We start from the raw sequence: 15,072 nt of genomic DNA, 5'->3' as shown, positions 1-15,072 counted from the left end.
CCGGTCCGGACAATCTCGCCGCACCCGCCCATTCGGCCTGCCGCGGCAGAACTTGCGGATGATGGTCAATCTGGACCAAATATCCCCGCGCCAATGCAGGAGAGTCACAATGCCGAATGCAATCACGCTGTACACCAATCCGATGTCGCGTGGGCAGATCGCCCGCTGGATGCTGGAGGAAGTGGGACAACCCTATGACATGGTCATTCTGGATTTCGAAAGCGGCATGAAATCCGCCGATTATCTGGCGATCAACCCGATGGGCAAGGTTCCGACAGTCGTGCACGCGGGGAAGGTCGTGACCGAATGCGCGGCGATATGCGCCTATCTCGCCGATGCCTTTCCTGACGCCGGCCTTGCGCCTTCCACCGACAGTCGCGCCGACTATTATCGCTGGCTTTTCTTCGCCGCCGGCCCCGTGGAGGCAGCCGTCACCAACAAGGCCCTGGGCTTTGTCGTCCCCGAAGGCCGGGACCGGATGGCGGGCTATGGCAGCTTCGATCATGCGATCGACACCCTGGAAGGCGCCGTCTCGGGACAGACATGGATTTGCGGCGATCGGTTCACTGCGGCAGACGTCTATGTGGGCTCGCAGATCGATTGGGGCCTCAGCTTCGGTTCGATACCCAGTCGCCCCGCCTTTGAGGCTTATGCCGGGCGCCTGCGCGAACGTCCGGCCTACAAGCGGCAGAAGGAACTCGACAATGCGCTGATCGCGAAAATGCAGAAGCCCTCCTGAATAAAAAGGCCCGGCGGATCACTCCACCGGGCCATGATGTTTTCGGCAGGCCTGCCTCAGTTGCGCTGATTGCCCATGAAGCGAAGCAGGAAAAGGAACATGTTGATGAAGTCGAGATAGAGGTTCAACGCCCCCATCACCACCGACTTGCCCATCATGTCCGTCCCGGCGACATAGGCATAGATGCTCTTGATCTTTTGCGTGTCGTAAGCCGTCAACCCGGCGAAAAGGAGCACGCCGATAAAGCTGATCACCAGATTCATCGCGCTCGATTTCAGGAACAGGTTGATGAGGCTGGCGACCAGCAGGCCGACCACACCCATGATAAGGAAGGTGCCGAAGCCCGAAAGATCGCGCTTGGTCGTATAGCCCCAGAGGCTGAGGCCAGCAAAGGCGGCCGCCGTCGCGAAGAAAGTCTGCGCAACCGACGTTCCGGTATAGACGAGCAGGATGTAGGAGAGCGACAGGCCCATCACCGCGGCATAGGCCCAGAACATCGCCTGCATCGCGAAGGTCGACAGGCGATTGATGCCGAAGCTCATCGTCATCACGAACAGCAACGGCGCGAACATGATGATATACTTCAGGATGCCGGGCCCAGCCAGGATCTGATAGGCAAGCCCGCTGGAGGCGAACAGCATGGCGACAACGCCGGTCAACAACACGCCGCTCGCCATATAATTGTAAACCGACAGCATATAGCTGCGCAGGCCAGCGTCATACGCCTCCCCCCGCGCCACGGTCGTGCCGCCAAAACCCGCAATGTCGGAACGGGGATCGGACCAATTGGCCATGAGATATTCTCCTTCACCGGCATCCATGCGGCCGGTTTCCCTATTATCGGCTCATCCCGTTCCCAATTCAAGCCGCGAGCGCAATCTGACTTATGCCCGAAAAGCTACTATAGAAATGCGATGCACCGCTTGTTCGTCGCCCTGCGCCCACCCGCCGGCGTCCGTGCCGCACTCCTCGCCCTGATGAGCGGAATCAGGGGAGCGCGCTGGCAGGATGACGACCAATTGCATATCACCCTGCGTTTCGTGGGAGAGGTCAATCGCCATCAGGCCAATGATCTGGCCGATGCGCTGGACGAAATCCGCTTTTCCCCCTTCCAGCTCGCCTTGTCCGGCGCAGGCTGCTTCGAGCACAAGGGCCATGTCCACACGCTCTGGGCAGGCGTGAAGCCGCACGATTCCCTGGCGCAACTTCACCGGAAGGTCGACCGCGCCTGCGTCACGGCCGGTCTTTCCCCGGACGATCGCAGCTATTTCCCCCATGTCACGCTCGCCCGCTTTGGGCGAACGGCAGGCCCCTTGGACGCCTTCATGGCGCTTCATGCCGGCCTTTCCAGCACCCCATTCACCGTGAGCGAATTTGCCCTCTATGAGAGCCACCTCAGCGAAAGCGGTTCGACCTATCATCTGATCGAACGCTATCGGGCGGAAACGGGCGAGCCCTGAGGGAAGATGCTAGCTCAGGCTACGCCGCGATCGCGCCATTCACGAATTGCCCCCCGACAATATGCCGCACGCAACTCGGCCGCCCGCATTCCCAGCCGGGTCGGTTTTATTGTCGTCGGCCTGCGCATGGATCACTATGGCCGCGCCATCCGCGTCCAGCAGCGGCGTGGCGCCTCCATGGATGGTTGCGCCGGCGATGACATATTCCATTTCCCCTGAACCGTCAGCGCCGGCGATCATGTTCGGCATGTCGCCCATATGCATTCCGGCCGGGTTGTCCTTGCCATGCTTGTGCCCGGTCGGGTTCCAGTGCCCGCCAGCGCTGGCGAAATCCGGTGGCATGCACACGCCAGTGCCATGGATATGCACGGCATGCATGCCCGGCGTCAGACCTTGCGCGCGCACCAGAACATGCAAGCCATCGGTGGCCTGCGTCACCACCGCATCACCCCGTGACGTTCCATCGCCAGCCAGCAGCTTTGCACGCGCCACCGGCGCAGCGGCATCACCGGCGGTCGCCGTTTCCGACGATGCGGCAGCACAGCCCGATGCGATGGCAAGCAAGGGGGATGCCAGAAGAATTGCGGCAATTTTCATGATGAACAACTCCAAGAAGGATGCTGCCAGGCGAACGCAGCATAACGGTCTTTTGTTGCCTGAGTGATCCGAAATGTCACCGTCTTTCCGTCCGATAAGCGTCATCTCGAACTGCTGAACCGGATGTTTCTGCACTGGCAGGAAAGCCGGCGCTCGGCGCAACTCGTCGCCGCCATTGCCGCCGCGCTCGGCTCCAGCAACGCGTTTCATGAGCCGCGCGACAATTGACAGGATTTGCCAGTACCGGAGGCATAAAAAAGGGGCCAGTCTTGCGACCGGCCCCTCTTTTCTTCAGTCCCGAAGGACGGAAATCTTACTGACCCGAACCCGGACCGTAGGTGATTTCCACGCGACGGTTCTGCAGTTCGCGAACGCCGTCGGCCGTTTCCACGCGGGGGTTCGATTCACCGAACGCCTGGGTGGTCATCACGCCGTCAGGGATACCCTTCGAAGCCATGTAGGCCTTGACCGAGTCAGCGCGACGCTGCGACAGGCCGACGTTGTACGAGGCCGAACCCGAACGGTCCGCATAGCCCGCCAGCATGACCTGGGCGCTACCGCAATTGCTGTAGGCCGAAACCGCATTGTCCAGAATGGTGGCGGCATCAGGCGTGATGTCCGACTTGTCCCATTCGAAGAAGACGATGTACGGTCCAGGGCTGCACTCCGCAACCGGCGGCGGCGGGGGCGGCGGGGGCGGGGGGGGCGGCGGCGGGGGCGGCGGCGGAGGCGGCGGAGCAGCCGGTTCACCACCGAAGTTATAGGTCAGACCCAGCAGCACGCTGTGGGTGCGCAGCTTGGTGTCAACCGACGAACCGGCGGGGCCACCGACGGTGGTGTAGGCCGGGATCAGCTTGATATCGTCCTGGTTGAAGAAGCGATACTTCAGCGAGACGTCGACATGATTGGTCAGCGGGTAACGAACGCCAGCAATCGCCTGCCAGGCGAAGCCGGTGTCGGAATCATTGACCAGATCGTTGGCGAGCTTGCCGCGCGAAACGCCGACACCGCCGCCGACGAAGCCCTGAAGGCCATCATCGGGACCGAAGTCCAGCAAACCGTTCAGCATGAACGACAGAGCCGAAGCCGAACCACCGAAGCCGCTCTTGTCGAGGTCGACCAGAGCGCGCTTGTACGCCGCTTCTGCTTCCAGACGGAAACCACCGAAGTCATAACCGATGTTGCCATCGACATCAAAACCCTTGTGGTAATCGACGCCGGCAACCGTGTTGCTGGCGGCACCACCATTACCGGGGGTGAAGGTAATGTCCTGATCTTCGACGAGGACAACACCGGCATCTGCACCAATATACCAGCTGTTGTCACGCGCCAGGGCCGGGGTGGCCAAGGCGCTTGTCGCAAGCACAGCCGCGAGGGCAAGCTTCCGCATCTGAATTCCCCTTTCAAAAGTGTCACGAAGGACTGCTTAAACCCTGTATCGGCTAGAAAGTTTCATGGCAAGTCCACAATTGGCAAAACTGTTGCAAATATAACGCAGTTAGCTCGCTTGACGACCCCTCAAATCTCATCTCGAACAGCAGTTGCGGCATCAGGCAGACACACTGAAAGTCGCCACCCGCTCACGTTGCGATCAGGCCATGTTCCCGCAACGCTCCCAATATTGCGATCAGCGCCGAGCGCGCCTCCGCATCGACCGTCGCGCCCCCTGTGGGACTGGCGATCGCCGCCCCGGCCGCGCCGACCACTTTTGTACCGCCAATATGGATCCCATCCGCCTGCACAGCGCTATCCCGCCAGTTCACGCCGTCATGCAGCATGACGTGCCCCCTATCCGCGACCCACAAGGACAGGCCAGCCCGCGGAGCGGCAAAACGCCAGCCCCCTTCGGTCCAGCCAGCCACGGCGCCGTCCTGGCCTTCCCAGGCGCCGACCGCGCCGACCGCCACGATCCAGCAGGCACCCGCCGTCGGCGCCACAGGCGGTTCGTCCAGGTCCGCGCTTTCCGCCGCCCCATGCAGCAGCATGTCGATCCGGGCCAAGGCCTCGTTGTGAAACAACTCCTTCTGCGCCTGCCCGGCAAAAAGTTGGGGCAAGGCCCAACGGCATGTCGAATCCATCGTCATGATATAATTGTCCTTTTCTTTCGGAAGGCCATGATCAGCCAGCCAGGACGATCCGCGCCGCCCTGCCCGGCGCATAGGTGCCGATCTGCCGGATCTCGCAGGCCAGCTCGCCGGGATGCGCCATATCCTCGGTCACCGCAGCGGCGTCATAGGCCCAGGGCGAGTGGTCGGTGATGATCCTGCGCACTTCCATCGCCCCTGCAAACAGCCGCAGTTCATAGCTTTCGCGATCCTCGCCCAGCGGGACGTCGGCGCCATTCGTCCAGCGCCATCCATTCCTGCTGCGCCTCGTCCAGCCGATGATCCAGCCTCCGGCCCCGTCGGCACGCGCCGTCACATGCACCGGAGAAGGCGGCATCACCGCCTCGCCTCTTATCGTCAACAGCGCCTCGGCCGGTTCGCTGTCGCCCACGCCGATCGCCGCCATGCGCAGGCTGCCGCCAATATCCGCCCCGGCGCCATGGGAGGCAAGGTCGACCAACCGGTCCTCCTCCAGCAACAGGAAAGCCTCACCCTCTTCATGCGATGCCATGGCCCATTCGGTGCCGAACAAGCCGCGCCGCAATCCTTCCAGCCGAAAGCTGGCCTCGCCGGTCTGCACCACATGGCTGAACTGGACCAGCTCCTGCCCGACCAGGCACAGATTGCGGCCCATCCCCAGCGCCACTTCGTCCGCTCCACTCAATTCCATGTCCCCCGACAACAGGGTCACCAAGAGAGCGTTGACCTGGTCGATCATCGTCGCGCTGCCCGCGGGCAAGCCATTGTCCGTCCACCCCATCACGGCACGACCCGCCGTCCGCCCGGCGGGCGAAGCCTCCCCGGTCGCACCCATCAGGAACAGCGCCGCGCCGCGCCAACCCTCTCCACCACTCGCCGCCGCCATGAGGAGGGGGGCCGTCGCCGCCCCTTCCCTGATCATGGGCAGGTCCGCCAGCATCAGCCTGGTCGGTCCATGTGGCCTGTCAGCCTGCCGCACCACCGCGCCCGACGATGCGCCCGCTGGAATTGCCGCCGCCGCGCCCGGCAAGCGTCGCAGCGCCAGACGCACTGCCATGCCTTCCCACTCCCGCTCCTCGATCTGCCAACGGCCCGCCACGCCCTCCACCGCAACGACGTCGCCCGGCGCATGGCACAGCGCGTCCCAGCCGCAGCGCAGCGTCATCGTCGATCGGCCGGCCCAGGCCGCTCCCAGCTTCCGCGCCGCCAGCAACCGCGCCTCCTCGCCGGACAGCACCATGGGCAGGTCCATTCCCTGCTCCAGCCGTCCCGGACCCGGCCTGCCGATGCGCTGGACGCCTGCCTGATAGTCGCGTGCCGGATCATGATAGCGGACCGACAGGGTCGCCGGCACGCTGTCGGCCGCGCCGCCCGAATGTTCGAAGCCGTCCAGCGCCCGTCCATTGACCGACCGGCACAGATCGTCGGACCCGATTGGCGCGGCGCCCTCGGCCGGTGCAGTCCGCAGGCGCAGTCCGGCCTCTTCTGCGAGCAGGGACAGGTCGAACGCCTCCACCAGCGGCGCCAGCGCGTCGCCCACGTCCGCGCCACTCGCCGCCATGCCGGCCACCGTACCCAGCCCCTCGCCCGTCAATATTCGCCCGCTCAGTTCGGCCGCCAGATCGGCAATTGCGACCGGACCCTCGTCCGCCTCCACCTCGAAGGTTAGGGAGGGGATGCGATTGCCATAATCCGCCAGCGCCAGATCCTCGAACACGGCATAGGCAATCCCCCGATGCCCCGGCGTCGCCGCCAATCCCTGCACCGCCGCGATCAGGGGGTCGACCGGCTGATCCTCTCCTCCCTCATGCAGCCGGAAAGCTCCCAGCTCCGTCTTGAAGTCCCCGGCCGCGCCGCGCAGCAGGTTGCCGTCCGCCCATATCCGTCGCACCGACCGGACCGACCGCGCCGACAGAGCCACGGCAAAGCTGGCCGAATAGCTGTAGTTCGTGACGCTGGGCCGCCCCTTGCCCCCGCCGCTCCTGTGCCGCGCCTCCTTGAGGTCGGTGGCCCAGATCACCGTTCCCGCCACCCGCAGCATTCCGAACAGCTTGGGCACCTGCGATCCATAGGTCGACGTCTGCACCTGGATCTCGTTCAGCCGCCGGCCCTCCACGCCCTTGGGCTTGAACAGCACGGCATGGTCGAACGCATTGCCGATCAGCCCGCCAATGGCACCGCCCAGCGGCCCGCCAATGGCCGTGCCAAGGGCGGTCAACACGATCGTCGCCATAGATAGATACTCCTATTCCGCCCGCCAGTAACCGATCACCGGCCAGGGTGAAGGCCCCGGCATCTCCACCACGCGCCCCACGCCCGCATGGGCATGGACATGCCCGCCCGGCACCACGATCATCAGATGCAGTTGCAGGGGCCCCGGCCGCACCAGCGCCAGATCGCCCTCGCGCGCCGCCTCGACCCGCCGCAATCCCGCCGCCCGCAACCATTCCGACGCCCGGCCCTCATCCCCCGATCGCAGCCCATATCCCTCCGGCGCCGCCCGCCGCAGGACCAGCGCCGCCAGCCCCACGCAATCCAGCCCGCGCTCGGGCGACCGCCCATGCAGCCGGAACGGCACGCCCACCAGCGCCCTGGCCTCCGCCACCGCGCCGCTCATGCGGCTCCCGGATAGCGGGTCAGCAAATCCGTCCCCGGCAGATAAGGCTCCCCGCGAAAATTCACCGCATTGCCGAACCGGCCGATGCACGTCGCAAGCTGCCGGTCGCACCCCTCGGTCAGCAAGGCCAGCGCCCCCGCCTCCACCGCAAATGGCGGCGGATCGGCCAGGCTCACATCGCCGGCGCCATTGTCGATCACCCCCTGCACTATCCCGCCATTGGCTCCGGTCAGCCAGCGCAACGTCCCGAAGGCATAGGCCCCCGGCTCCAGCCCGGCGACGCTCGCCACCGCATCCTCGACCGCGCCGACAATGACCACCCGCCGCCGCCCGGCCAGATCGACGCGACATTGCCTGTCTCCCAGCATTGCCCGGCAATCGGGCGATGTGGACGGCGCGACAGAGGCCTTCAGCGCCGCCATCGCGCCCACCAACTCCGCCGTAAAGGCCCCCGCCTTGCGCTTCACCGCGCCGATCTCGCCGCGCGCCAGCAGCAGCCAGACATCGCCCGGCTTCTCCCACTCGGTCAGCCGCAACTCCAGCCCGGCGCCGTCCCAGCGCCCGGCCGCCAGATCCGCCTCGCTGATCGCATCCGCGACCAGCGCGCCTTCGACATCGCTGTCCGCGCCATCGAAGCCAATCCCGCTCCGCACGGCGGACGGCGTCATCCCCGGCGCCGCCCGATAGAGCATATGCCCGATCTCCAGATCGCGATCATGGCTCGTCAATCCGATCGTCACCCCGTCCCGCCGCTCGATCCGCCAGCAAAAGGCCAATGTCGCCAGCGGTTTCTCCAAAGCCTCCGTTCCGCTCATTCCCTGATCTCCACCAACGGCACCGAAGGCGCCTCGCCCGCCGCGAAGGTCGCCCGATTGATGTCCAGCCGGTCCTCGGCAAAGCGCACCGGCACATCGAAGCGGAAACCGGCGGTCAGCACCGCACCCTCCGCAGGCGCAGCGTCAAAGGCGATCATTCCCAACCCGGCATGGCTCCAGCCGCCCACCATCTCGGCGCCATTCACCGCGACCCTGATGGTTCCCGCCACCGGCCGCGTGATCCGCCGCACCTGCGCCTCTTCGCCGGCGCCGTAGAAGCGCTGCAACGGGAACGCCGTCCGCACCCCGTCGCCCAGTCCAAGGCGCTGGTCCAACGGCCCCGGCGCTTCCCCCATGCCGCAACTGCGATCGTCATAGGGATCGGTGAAGCGGAACCCCCGCGCCGCCCCCCGCCGCGCCCGGAAGAAGGCGATCAGCGCCGCCATGTCCGCCTCCGACCGCACGCCCGGCCCGGCATCGAAGGACAATCGCGCATCGGCCCAGTCGCTGCTGCGCCGCTCATGCCCCGAAACGCTCTCCACGACCTGCGTCGAAAAGGCGGGCGCCACGCTCGCCTCCCGCCCGATCGCCAGAGGAAAAGACACATCATCAAAGGCTTGCATTTCTTTCTCCCCAGATAATCTGAAGCAGGTAAAGCCATCCCGCGCCGCCTGCGGCAGCGCCCAGATGAAGGTCGCCGCCGTCCCGCGCCGCACCGCCGCATCCGCCGCCGCCGCGATCTCGCGCCATTGCGCGACGTCCTCGCCGCGCAGCACGAAGCCTGAAAGATAATGCTGCGCCTCGACCGGATAGCCCAGCCGCTCCACCGCCAGTTCGACACCCCGCGCCGTCAGCCGCTCGCGCCCCTGCGTCACCCAGTCATAATCTTCCAGTTGCAACACATCGAAGGCGGGGGACGCCCAGCCCAAGGGCATGTTCGCCCGCTTGGCTTCCGGCGCCAGCGGATCGAGCACGGTCGGCAGATAGGCCAGCAGATGCGTCACCGCCCCCGGCGCCACTCCCTTCACCCAGGCGCAGAGCGCCGCCGTGGAGGCCGCCAGCACTTCGCCCGCCCGGTCAAGCAACGCCTTCTGCCCGCCGCTCAGCGCGCCCCGCACGTCCGGGATCGACACCAATGCCCCGCCAAAGGCCGTCCGCGCCGCATCGTCATACAGGCAGATGCGCCCATCCGCAGGCATCACCCACCACCAGGGCTCACCCACCTGAAAGCCGATCGGAATACCAGCCGCCAAGCCAATGGAAACAAAGGCCCCGGCTACCATCCGCAAATAGCTCATCGCGCCATCATGCGCCGGGGAGAGCAACGTCGAAGGCGGCGACCAGCCCGTCAGTGCGGGCGTGCCATCCTCCGCCCTCTGCTTCCAGTCATTCCAGCAATGCGCGTCGAACAGCTCATAGGAGAGCGACCAGATCATCCCCAGCCCGAATGCCTTCGCCTGCCGCGCGAAATCCGCATGCCAGGCCGCGCAGGGCGCATTCAGCACGCCCCCGGCCAGGCTGATATAAAGTCCGCCGCCCAGGGGTTCGAGCCGGAAATAATGGCTCATCCCGACATAATGGTTGATGTCCCCGCGATAACCCAATGCATGGATCGATGCGACGATCCGCTCCGGCGTCTGGTTGAAGCAGTCGTCATAGCCGGTCGCCATCGACAGCCCATGTTCGGGCAGCACCACGTCGCCCACGCGCAGCACCGATCCGGCGCCCTCGCAGCGCATGTCCGAAAGCTCGCACCATCCCTCGACCCCGGCCGCGAACGGCGTGCTCCCCGCATCATAGGTTGGCGCCGCGAGCGAGAGGAACATCCTGTCCACATCGCCCGCCCACACCTCTTCCCCCTCACTCGGCAGGAATCCGCTCCTGATCGCGGAAAAATCCAGCGTGACGACAGCATCTTCCGGCCCGCCGCTCGCATAGTTCCACAAGCGCACATACCAGGCCCGCGCATGGCCCGCCGCATCCCTCCCCTCGATCGTCAGCGTCGGCCCATGCGTCTGGTCCAGCCGCCGCAGCCCCCCACTGCGCCAGCGAAAGCACAACACGCAGTCGCGAAAATCCCGATCCGTGTCATAGGCGAGCAGAGCATGGCTCCACCTGTCCTCCGCTTCCCAGATCAGCCCGGCCAGATCGCCCGATCCGTAGAAGACCGCATCCACCCGCAGCGCATCGGGCGCGGTCGTCACCACGCTGGCCATCATCGGCCGGGGAAAATTGACGGTCCAGTGCGTCGGTGCAAAACGCTTCATGAACCGCGTTTCCTGCCCCCGCCGCGCATCCGCCAGCCAATAGCCCAAGGCATTCATCCGTTTATCGCTCCCCTCACCGCGCGCGCCACCTGCCGCGCGCTGCGCGCCAGCAATCGGGCGCTGTCGGCACCCTGCCCCTGAACCGCAATGGAAACCCGCACGTCCCGGACGCTTCCGCCGCCCTGCCCGCCATTTGGCCCGCCATTGGCAACGACCTGCCCGCTCATCGTCGGCACGAAGACCTCGGGTCCCCGCTCCCCCACGACATAGGCCCGCCCCGGCGCCACCGGCCCGCCGGTCGCCCGCCCCGGCAGACCCAGCGCCGACGCGGCCAGCCCGATCAGCCCGCCGTCGCCACCAATGCTGTTCACCCCGGCCCGCAGGGCGCCGGCGGCAATATCATCCAGCATGCGCAGCGCGACCGCCTTCAATTCCTGAAACCCGAACGCCCCGGTGCGCAGGGCCCGCAGCAAGCCCTGTTCGATCCGCCGTCCGGCTCGCTCCGCGCCCGTGGCCAAGGGCCCCTCCAGCGCCCCTCGCATGGCCTCCACATCCCGCGCAAAACCCTGCGTATCCGCCCGCACCCGCACGACCAGATTGTCGATTTCCTCGTCCATCCCACCCCCCAAATTCATCCTGAACCGCAATGCGCTCCTGCGCAGGCGGGAGCTCAGCCCGGCCGAGCTTCCCCTCGTTTCAAGCGGAAGGTCGGCTCCCCCTTTCCGGCGCTATGCTCCCGGCGCCCGACATGCCTTCGTCCGGCATCGCGGCCCGCAGCCTTTCCAGCTCCGCCCGGTCCATCCCGCCGCGCGCCTCCTCCTCATCTCCGCGCGCCGCGCGCAACACGCTCTCCAGCTCGGCCGGCGTCGCCCGCCAGAACTCGTCCGGCCGCCAGCCCAGCAACCACCCCGCGACACCTGCCAGTCGCGCCGCCATTTTGAAAAAGCTCATCGTCCCCCCAAAATCTGTGCCAATATTCCCCGCAGGACAGGCGTCAGCTTCGCCAGCCCGACCGCCACGATCGCCTCGCCCAGCGCATCGCGCGTCAGCCCCGCCGGCGGCTCCACCAGACAATGCCAGAACAGCCCCGCCATCTCGGCGAGCGACAGCTTCCCATCGGCGGCCCGCTCCACCAGCGCGAACAGCGGTCCCAATTCCTCCTCGGCCGCCACCAGGGCCGCGAAGCTGGGCCGCAGGACCAGGCGCTCCCCGCCCAGTTCCAGCGCGGCCTCGCCCCTTGCGCCATTGGGCGCGCTCACAGCGACACCACCGGCCCGGAACTCTCCAGGCCCAGCGCATAGTTGCGCTCCCCATTATAATCCCCGGCATAATCGAGCCGCGTCACCAGGAAGCGCCCGCGCATCTTCTCGCCGCTTTCGAAGCTCAGCTCATAATCCTCGATTGTCCCGGCCAGCGCATGGTTGCGCAGCCGCACCTCCGCCGCGGATCCTGTGAATATGCCCGCCGCCGACACGCTGACGGATCGCACGCCCGCGCCGGACAGCAGCTCGCGCCAGCCGCCCGATTCCTTGTGCGTGACATTCACCGCCTCGCCATTGACGGACAGTTGCGTGGTCCGCATCCCCGCCACGGTCGCATAGGCCGCAGGCGCGCCCCCATCCCCTATTTTCAACAGAAACGCGCTTCCTTTTTCCACGCCCATGGCGCATTCTCCTCTAAGATAAACCGTGCAAGATTCGGGATTTGGAGAGAGGCCCCTATGTTCGTCACTGCCCCCCTGATGCTGTTGCTGGCCGCCGCTCCGCAGGGCGGCGTCGATGTCGGCACCGGCCGCAAGGACTATTCCCAGTGCCTGTCGAAACAGATCCAGCCCGCCATCGACAAGAAGCTGTCGCTTGCCGATTTCCAGGCCACGCTGAAGAGCGAATGCGGCGCCAAGGAAACCGCCTTCCGCACCGCCATTGTCGCCGACGACAAATCCAGCGGCATGTCGGAAAAGGACGCCCAATCGGACGCCGACGACCAGATCAGCGAATATCGGGACAAGATCGTCGGAGAATATGAAGACTATTCGAAGCCGGGCGTCTAAGCCCGCGCTTCACCGTCGTCCCCGCGAAAGCGGGGACCCGTCGCCCGCCCGGTCCTCCCCCGCAACGCTGGCGGGCCTATCGGCTACAGCCGCACCACCCGCACCCGATAATCCACCAGGGCCTGCCACCCGTCCCGCCCGGCCGTCCGCCCCATGCGAGAGCGCAGCAGCCGCGCGGCGATGACCTGCCAGCCCTCCACCGGCCCCACTGCCCGCATCACCGCGTCGACCCGCCCCAGCAGGCCGCCCAGCCGCGACGGCGCCTCCCCCGCATCGAACAGGCTGACCGTCATCGTCAGTTCCCGTCCCTCCACATCCTTCGCGCCCCAATCCAGCGCGATGCAGTCCCCCACAACGCCATAGGGCGCGCTCGCCCGCGCCGGCGCGCCGTCGAACAGCCCGTTCAACCCCGCCATCAGCACTGCATCCCCGCGCAGGGCCGCCACCACGGCCGCACGCACCGCCACTTCCGCGCTCATCGCCGTCCCCCTCCCCAATGCCGGCCCGCTTCCCGCAGCGCCAGGTCGCCCATCCACCGATCCTTCAGCCCGCGCCCGGACAGGCGCACGGCCTCGCCCTCGACCCGCGCCTCGATCCCGGAGGCCGCGAGGGCGGCGGCAATCCCCTGACGCCGCGCCTCCAGCCGCACTTCGACCAGCGCCCTCAGCCCCGCCTTCATGCCAGCCGCATCCGTCGCCATGGCCGCCACAGCGCGCTCACCACGGCGGGCGGCGTCGCCACATCGCCGCCGCGCGCCGCGAAATGCTCCGCCGCCAGCCGGACGATCCCCTGGCGGATCGCTTCGGGCAGCGCCGCCTCATCGGCCGCCAGTCCCGCCCGATAGCGTATCGTGACCTTGCCCGGCCCATCGACCAGCCGCGCCCGCACCCATCCATCGCCCGACGCATCAATGTCGAAGGCATAGGCCTCCGGCGCCAAAGCCACGCCCGCCGCCTCCGCCCCCTCGATCGCCACCACCGGCCGCTCCAGCAGCCTCTGCCAACTCCCGTCGGCCGCGATCGTCTCCGCCGCCTCGCGCACCACCAGCCACTGCCCGATAAACTGCTCGCAAAGCCCGCAAGCCCCCGCCAGCAGCCGCTCCAGCACCTCATCCTCATCGTTCGACCCGATCCGCAACCAGGCCTTGAGATCCCCCAGCATCGCCCCTCCAAAGAAAAAGGGGACGCCCCGCAGGACGCCCCCAGTCTGCCCCTCTCCCCTGGCGGAAGAAGGACATGAAGCCTTACCCTCCTTCGACCGGCTCCGAACGGTCAGGCGAAGTCGGATGAGGGATGATCAGGACGCAGAAAACTTCATCAGCTTGATCGCTTCCGAATTGGCCACGGCGCCGCCGATCCGCTTCACCGCATAGAAATGCACGAACGGCTTGTTGCTGAACGGATCACGCAGGATGCTCGTCTCGCTGCGTTCGGAAATCACATAGCCCGCCTGGAAATTGCCGAACGCGATCGACAGCGAACCGGCCGCGATATCCGGCATGTCCTCCGCCTCGACCACCGGATAGCCCAGCAGGGTCGCCGGTTGTCCCACAGCCAGGGAAGGCTGCCAGATGAACGCGCCGTCACTGGTCTTCATCTTGCGAATGACCGACAGCGTCGCCGAATTCATCACGAAACAGGCCCCCTGGCGATAGGGCGCGCGCAACGCCTGCACCAGGTCGATCAGCTTGTCCTGCCCCGACGCGGCAAAGGCGCCCGACGCGCCCGACGCCACATATTGCAGCGACCCGAAGGCCCGCACGCTGTCCACCTCATTGGTGGTCGTATAGGTCAGGAAGCCCTTGGGCTTGTTCGTCCCATTGCCGTTGACGAAGGCCGCGCCCTCCGCCGCCGCGAACTCGCGGGCGATCTCGCCCGCCAGCCAGCTTTCGACATCGAACTGCGCATCGTCCAGCATCGCCTGGCTCGCCGCCGGATTGGCGTAAAGCTCGCCCGAAGGGGGCACGATCTCGTTGAAGCTCGGCGTCGCCGTCTCCGCCCGCGCGCCCGTCTCGCTGGCCCAGCCCGACACGATGCCGCCGGCCGTCACCAGCTTGCGATAGCCCGCCGTCCCGGTCCGCACGACATTGGCGATCGAACGAATGGGCGAAATCGCCTTCAGCGTCGCCCCGATGATCTGGTCGATCTCCCGCGGCACCGCATAGCCGCCCGCCGCGCCCGACGCCCCGGAAAAGCTCTTCAGCTCGACTCCGGCCTCCAGCCCCTGCCGCACATATCTCTCGACAAAGGCGCCGCGCTGCGGATCGACCGCCCCGCCCTTGACGCCATCCAGCGCCGGCCGCTGCTGCATCAGCAGGGCCCCCTTCAGCGCCGCCACCTCGCTCTCCAGTCCCGCAATGCGTTCACCCTGCACCACCGCGTCAAAGCTCGCTTCCAACTGATCCGTCATCCACCACTCCCACGAAAAAGGGCGGCCCAACCGG

At 66.4% G+C, this 15,072-nt stretch carries 20 protein-coding genes; 4 read left to right on the top strand and 16 right to left on the bottom strand.

The window, feature by feature from the left end:
- Window positions 1-109: 109 nt before the first annotated feature.
- The gene (locus tag ACN9MX_RS02185; RefSeq protein ID WP_363825192.1) at window positions 110-739 is read left to right on the top strand and encodes a glutathione S-transferase family protein; all 630 of its coding nucleotides are present in this window, start codon (window positions 110-112) and stop codon (window positions 737-739) included.
- 56 nt (window positions 740-795) lie between these two features.
- Here ACN9MX_RS02185 and ACN9MX_RS02180 read toward each other — a convergent pair whose 3' ends face one another.
- Window positions 796-1,533 (bottom strand): Bax inhibitor-1/YccA family protein, encoded by a 738-nt coding sequence (locus ACN9MX_RS02180; protein ID WP_363825189.1) that lies wholly within the window; start codon window positions 1,531-1,533, stop codon window positions 796-798.
- A gap of 120 nt (window positions 1,534-1,653) precedes the next feature.
- Here ACN9MX_RS02180 and thpR point away from each other — a divergent pair, with 120 nt between their 5' ends.
- Window positions 1,654-2,199, top strand: a complete 546-nt coding sequence (gene thpR / locus ACN9MX_RS02175) for an RNA 2',3'-cyclic phosphodiesterase (RefSeq protein ID WP_363825186.1) — start codon at window positions 1,654-1,656, stop codon at window positions 2,197-2,199.
- Between the two features lie 39 nt (window positions 2,200-2,238).
- Here thpR and ACN9MX_RS02170 read toward each other — a convergent pair whose 3' ends face one another.
- On the bottom strand, window positions 2,239-2,796 hold the full coding sequence (locus ACN9MX_RS02170) for a superoxide dismutase family protein (protein ID WP_363825183.1): 558 nt from the start codon (window positions 2,794-2,796) through the stop codon (window positions 2,239-2,241).
- 63 nt (window positions 2,797-2,859) lie between these two features.
- Here ACN9MX_RS02170 and ACN9MX_RS02165 point away from each other — a divergent pair, with 63 nt between their 5' ends.
- Entirely contained in the window at window positions 2,860-3,024 is a 165-nt protein-coding gene (locus tag ACN9MX_RS02165) for a hypothetical protein (protein WP_363825180.1), read from the top strand.
- An 85-nt stretch (window positions 3,025-3,109) separates the two neighbouring features.
- Here ACN9MX_RS02165 and ACN9MX_RS02160 read toward each other — a convergent pair whose 3' ends face one another.
- The 10 genes from ACN9MX_RS02160 to ACN9MX_RS02115 all read right to left on the bottom strand — a co-directional run bounded on the left by ACN9MX_RS02160 (window position 3,110) and on the right by ACN9MX_RS02115 (window position 12,242).
- Window positions 3,110-4,186, bottom strand: coding sequence for an OmpA family protein (locus ACN9MX_RS02160; protein ID WP_426387224.1), 1,077 nt, complete (start codon window positions 4,184-4,186; stop codon window positions 3,110-3,112).
- 190 nt (window positions 4,187-4,376) lie between these two features.
- The gene (locus tag ACN9MX_RS02155; protein ID WP_363825174.1) at window positions 4,377-4,880 is read right to left on the bottom strand and encodes a DUF2793 domain-containing protein; all 504 of its coding nucleotides are present in this window, start codon (window positions 4,878-4,880) and stop codon (window positions 4,377-4,379) included.
- A gap of 34 nt (window positions 4,881-4,914) precedes the next feature.
- A complete protein-coding gene (locus ACN9MX_RS02150) occupies window positions 4,915-7,113 on the bottom strand; it encodes a phage tail protein (RefSeq protein WP_363825171.1) in 2,199 nt (732 codons plus the stop codon).
- A gap of 12 nt (window positions 7,114-7,125) precedes the next feature.
- The gene (locus ACN9MX_RS02145; RefSeq protein ID WP_363826572.1) at window positions 7,126-7,485 is read right to left on the bottom strand and encodes a peptidoglycan endopeptidase; all 360 of its coding nucleotides are present in this window, start codon (window positions 7,483-7,485) and stop codon (window positions 7,126-7,128) included.
- Between the two features lie 8 nt (window positions 7,486-7,493).
- Entirely contained in the window at window positions 7,494-8,312 is an 819-nt protein-coding gene (locus ACN9MX_RS02140) for a DUF2163 domain-containing protein (RefSeq protein WP_363825168.1), read from the bottom strand.
- Entirely contained in the window at window positions 8,309-10,636 is a 2,328-nt protein-coding gene (locus ACN9MX_RS02135; protein WP_363825165.1) for a DUF2460 domain-containing protein, read from the bottom strand. The genes ACN9MX_RS02140 and ACN9MX_RS02135 overlap by 4 nt, the downstream gene beginning before the upstream one ends.
- Complete coding sequence (locus ACN9MX_RS02130) at window positions 10,633-11,196, bottom strand: tail tape measure protein (protein ID WP_363825162.1); 564 nt, start codon at window positions 11,194-11,196, stop codon at window positions 10,633-10,635. Before ACN9MX_RS02130 ends, ACN9MX_RS02135 begins: the two co-directional genes overlap by 4 nt.
- A 79-nt stretch (window positions 11,197-11,275) precedes the next feature.
- Complete coding sequence (locus ACN9MX_RS02125; protein WP_363825159.1) at window positions 11,276-11,530, bottom strand: phage tail assembly chaperone; 255 nt, start codon at window positions 11,528-11,530, stop codon at window positions 11,276-11,278.
- Window positions 11,527-11,838 carry a gene transfer agent family protein gene (locus tag ACN9MX_RS02120; RefSeq protein WP_363735283.1) on the bottom strand — a complete coding sequence of 104 codons (312 nt, stop codon included), beginning with the start codon at window positions 11,836-11,838 and terminating at the stop codon, window positions 11,527-11,529. The genes ACN9MX_RS02125 and ACN9MX_RS02120 overlap by 4 nt, the downstream gene beginning before the upstream one ends.
- Entirely contained in the window at window positions 11,835-12,242 is a 408-nt protein-coding gene (locus ACN9MX_RS02115) for a phage tail tube protein (RefSeq protein WP_133651687.1), read from the bottom strand. The genes ACN9MX_RS02120 and ACN9MX_RS02115 overlap by 4 nt, the downstream gene beginning before the upstream one ends.
- Window positions 12,243-12,299: 57 nt before the next feature.
- Here ACN9MX_RS02115 and ACN9MX_RS02110 point away from each other — a divergent pair, with 57 nt between their 5' ends.
- Window positions 12,300-12,629 (top strand): hypothetical protein, encoded by a 330-nt coding sequence (locus tag ACN9MX_RS02110; RefSeq protein ID WP_363735285.1) that lies wholly within the window; start codon window positions 12,300-12,302, stop codon window positions 12,627-12,629.
- Between the two features lie 83 nt (window positions 12,630-12,712).
- Here ACN9MX_RS02110 and gp17 read toward each other — a convergent pair whose 3' ends face one another.
- The 4 genes from gp17 to ACN9MX_RS02090 form a co-directional block, all read right to left on the bottom strand.
- A complete protein-coding gene (gp17, locus tag ACN9MX_RS02105) occupies window positions 12,713-13,108 on the bottom strand; it encodes a tail completion protein gp17 (RefSeq protein ID WP_363825156.1) in 396 nt (131 codons plus the stop codon).
- On the bottom strand, window positions 13,105-13,308 hold the full coding sequence (locus tag ACN9MX_RS02100) for a hypothetical protein (protein WP_363825154.1): 204 nt from the start codon (window positions 13,306-13,308) through the stop codon (window positions 13,105-13,107). The genes gp17 and ACN9MX_RS02100 overlap by 4 nt, the downstream gene beginning before the upstream one ends.
- Window positions 13,305-13,790: a head-tail connector protein gene (locus ACN9MX_RS02095; RefSeq protein ID WP_363825151.1), complete on the bottom strand. Its 486-nt coding sequence runs from the start codon at window positions 13,788-13,790 to the stop codon at window positions 13,305-13,307. The genes ACN9MX_RS02100 and ACN9MX_RS02095 overlap by 4 nt, the downstream gene beginning before the upstream one ends.
- Window positions 13,791-13,925: 135 nt before the next feature.
- Window positions 13,926-15,038 carry a phage major capsid protein gene (locus tag ACN9MX_RS02090; protein WP_363735290.1) on the bottom strand — a complete coding sequence of 371 codons (1,113 nt, stop codon included), beginning with the start codon at window positions 15,036-15,038 and terminating at the stop codon, window positions 13,926-13,928.
- Window positions 15,039-15,072 lie beyond the last annotated feature (34 nt).

It is taken from the genome of Sphingobium sp. R-21 (genome assembly GCF_049913335.1).
In the GTDB taxonomy this organism is placed as follows: Bacteria; Pseudomonadota; Alphaproteobacteria; order Sphingomonadales; family Sphingomonadaceae; genus Sphingobium.
The sequence above is the reverse complement of the archived record's forward strand: the minus strand, read 5'-3'. Positions and strand labels throughout refer to the sequence as shown.

Bases quoted from the DNA above. Each gene is read 5' to 3' on its own strand.
- ACN9MX_RS02185 (WP_363825192.1), top strand. From the start codon at position 110: ATGCCGAATGCAATCACGCTGTACACCAATCCGATGTCGCGTGGGCAG.
- ACN9MX_RS02180 (WP_363825189.1), bottom strand. From the start codon at position 1,533: ATGGCCAATTGGTCCGATCCCCGTTCCGACATTGCGGGTTTTGGCGGC.
- thpR (WP_363825186.1), top strand. From the start codon at position 1,654: ATGCACCGCTTGTTCGTCGCCCTGCGCCCACCCGCCGGCGTCCGTGCC.
- ACN9MX_RS02170 (WP_363825183.1), bottom strand. From the start codon at position 2,796: ATGAAAATTGCCGCAATTCTTCTGGCATCCCCCTTGCTTGCCATCGCA.
- ACN9MX_RS02160 (WP_426387224.1), bottom strand. From the start codon at position 4,186: ATGCGGAAGCTTGCCCTCGCGGCTGTGCTTGCGACAAGCGCCTTGGCC.
- ACN9MX_RS02155 (WP_363825174.1), bottom strand. From the start codon at position 4,880: ATGACGATGGATTCGACATGCCGTTGGGCCTTGCCCCAACTTTTTGCC.
- ACN9MX_RS02150 (WP_363825171.1), bottom strand. From the start codon at position 7,113: ATGGCGACGATCGTGTTGACCGCCCTTGGCACGGCCATTGGCGGGCCG.
- ACN9MX_RS02140 (WP_363825168.1), bottom strand. From the start codon at position 8,312: ATGAGCGGAACGGAGGCTTTGGAGAAACCGCTGGCGACATTGGCCTTT.
- ACN9MX_RS02135 (WP_363825165.1), bottom strand. From the start codon at position 10,636: ATGAATGCCTTGGGCTATTGGCTGGCGGATGCGCGGCGGGGGCAGGAA.
- ACN9MX_RS02130 (WP_363825162.1), bottom strand. From the start codon at position 11,196: ATGGACGAGGAAATCGACAATCTGGTCGTGCGGGTGCGGGCGGATACG.
- ACN9MX_RS02125 (WP_363825159.1), bottom strand. From the start codon at position 11,530: ATGAGCTTTTTCAAAATGGCGGCGCGACTGGCAGGTGTCGCGGGGTGG.
- ACN9MX_RS02115 (WP_133651687.1), bottom strand. From the start codon at position 12,242: ATGGGCGTGGAAAAAGGAAGCGCGTTTCTGTTGAAAATAGGGGATGGG.
- ACN9MX_RS02110 (WP_363735285.1), top strand. From the start codon at position 12,300: ATGTTCGTCACTGCCCCCCTGATGCTGTTGCTGGCCGCCGCTCCGCAG.
- gp17 (WP_363825156.1), bottom strand. From the start codon at position 13,108: ATGAGCGCGGAAGTGGCGGTGCGTGCGGCCGTGGTGGCGGCCCTGCGC.
- ACN9MX_RS02100 (WP_363825154.1), bottom strand. From the start codon at position 13,308: ATGAAGGCGGGGCTGAGGGCGCTGGTCGAAGTGCGGCTGGAGGCGCGG.
- ACN9MX_RS02095 (WP_363825151.1), bottom strand. From the start codon at position 13,790: ATGCTGGGGGATCTCAAGGCCTGGTTGCGGATCGGGTCGAACGATGAG.
- ACN9MX_RS02090 (WP_363735290.1), bottom strand. From the start codon at position 15,038: ATGACGGATCAGTTGGAAGCGAGCTTTGACGCGGTGGTGCAGGGTGAA.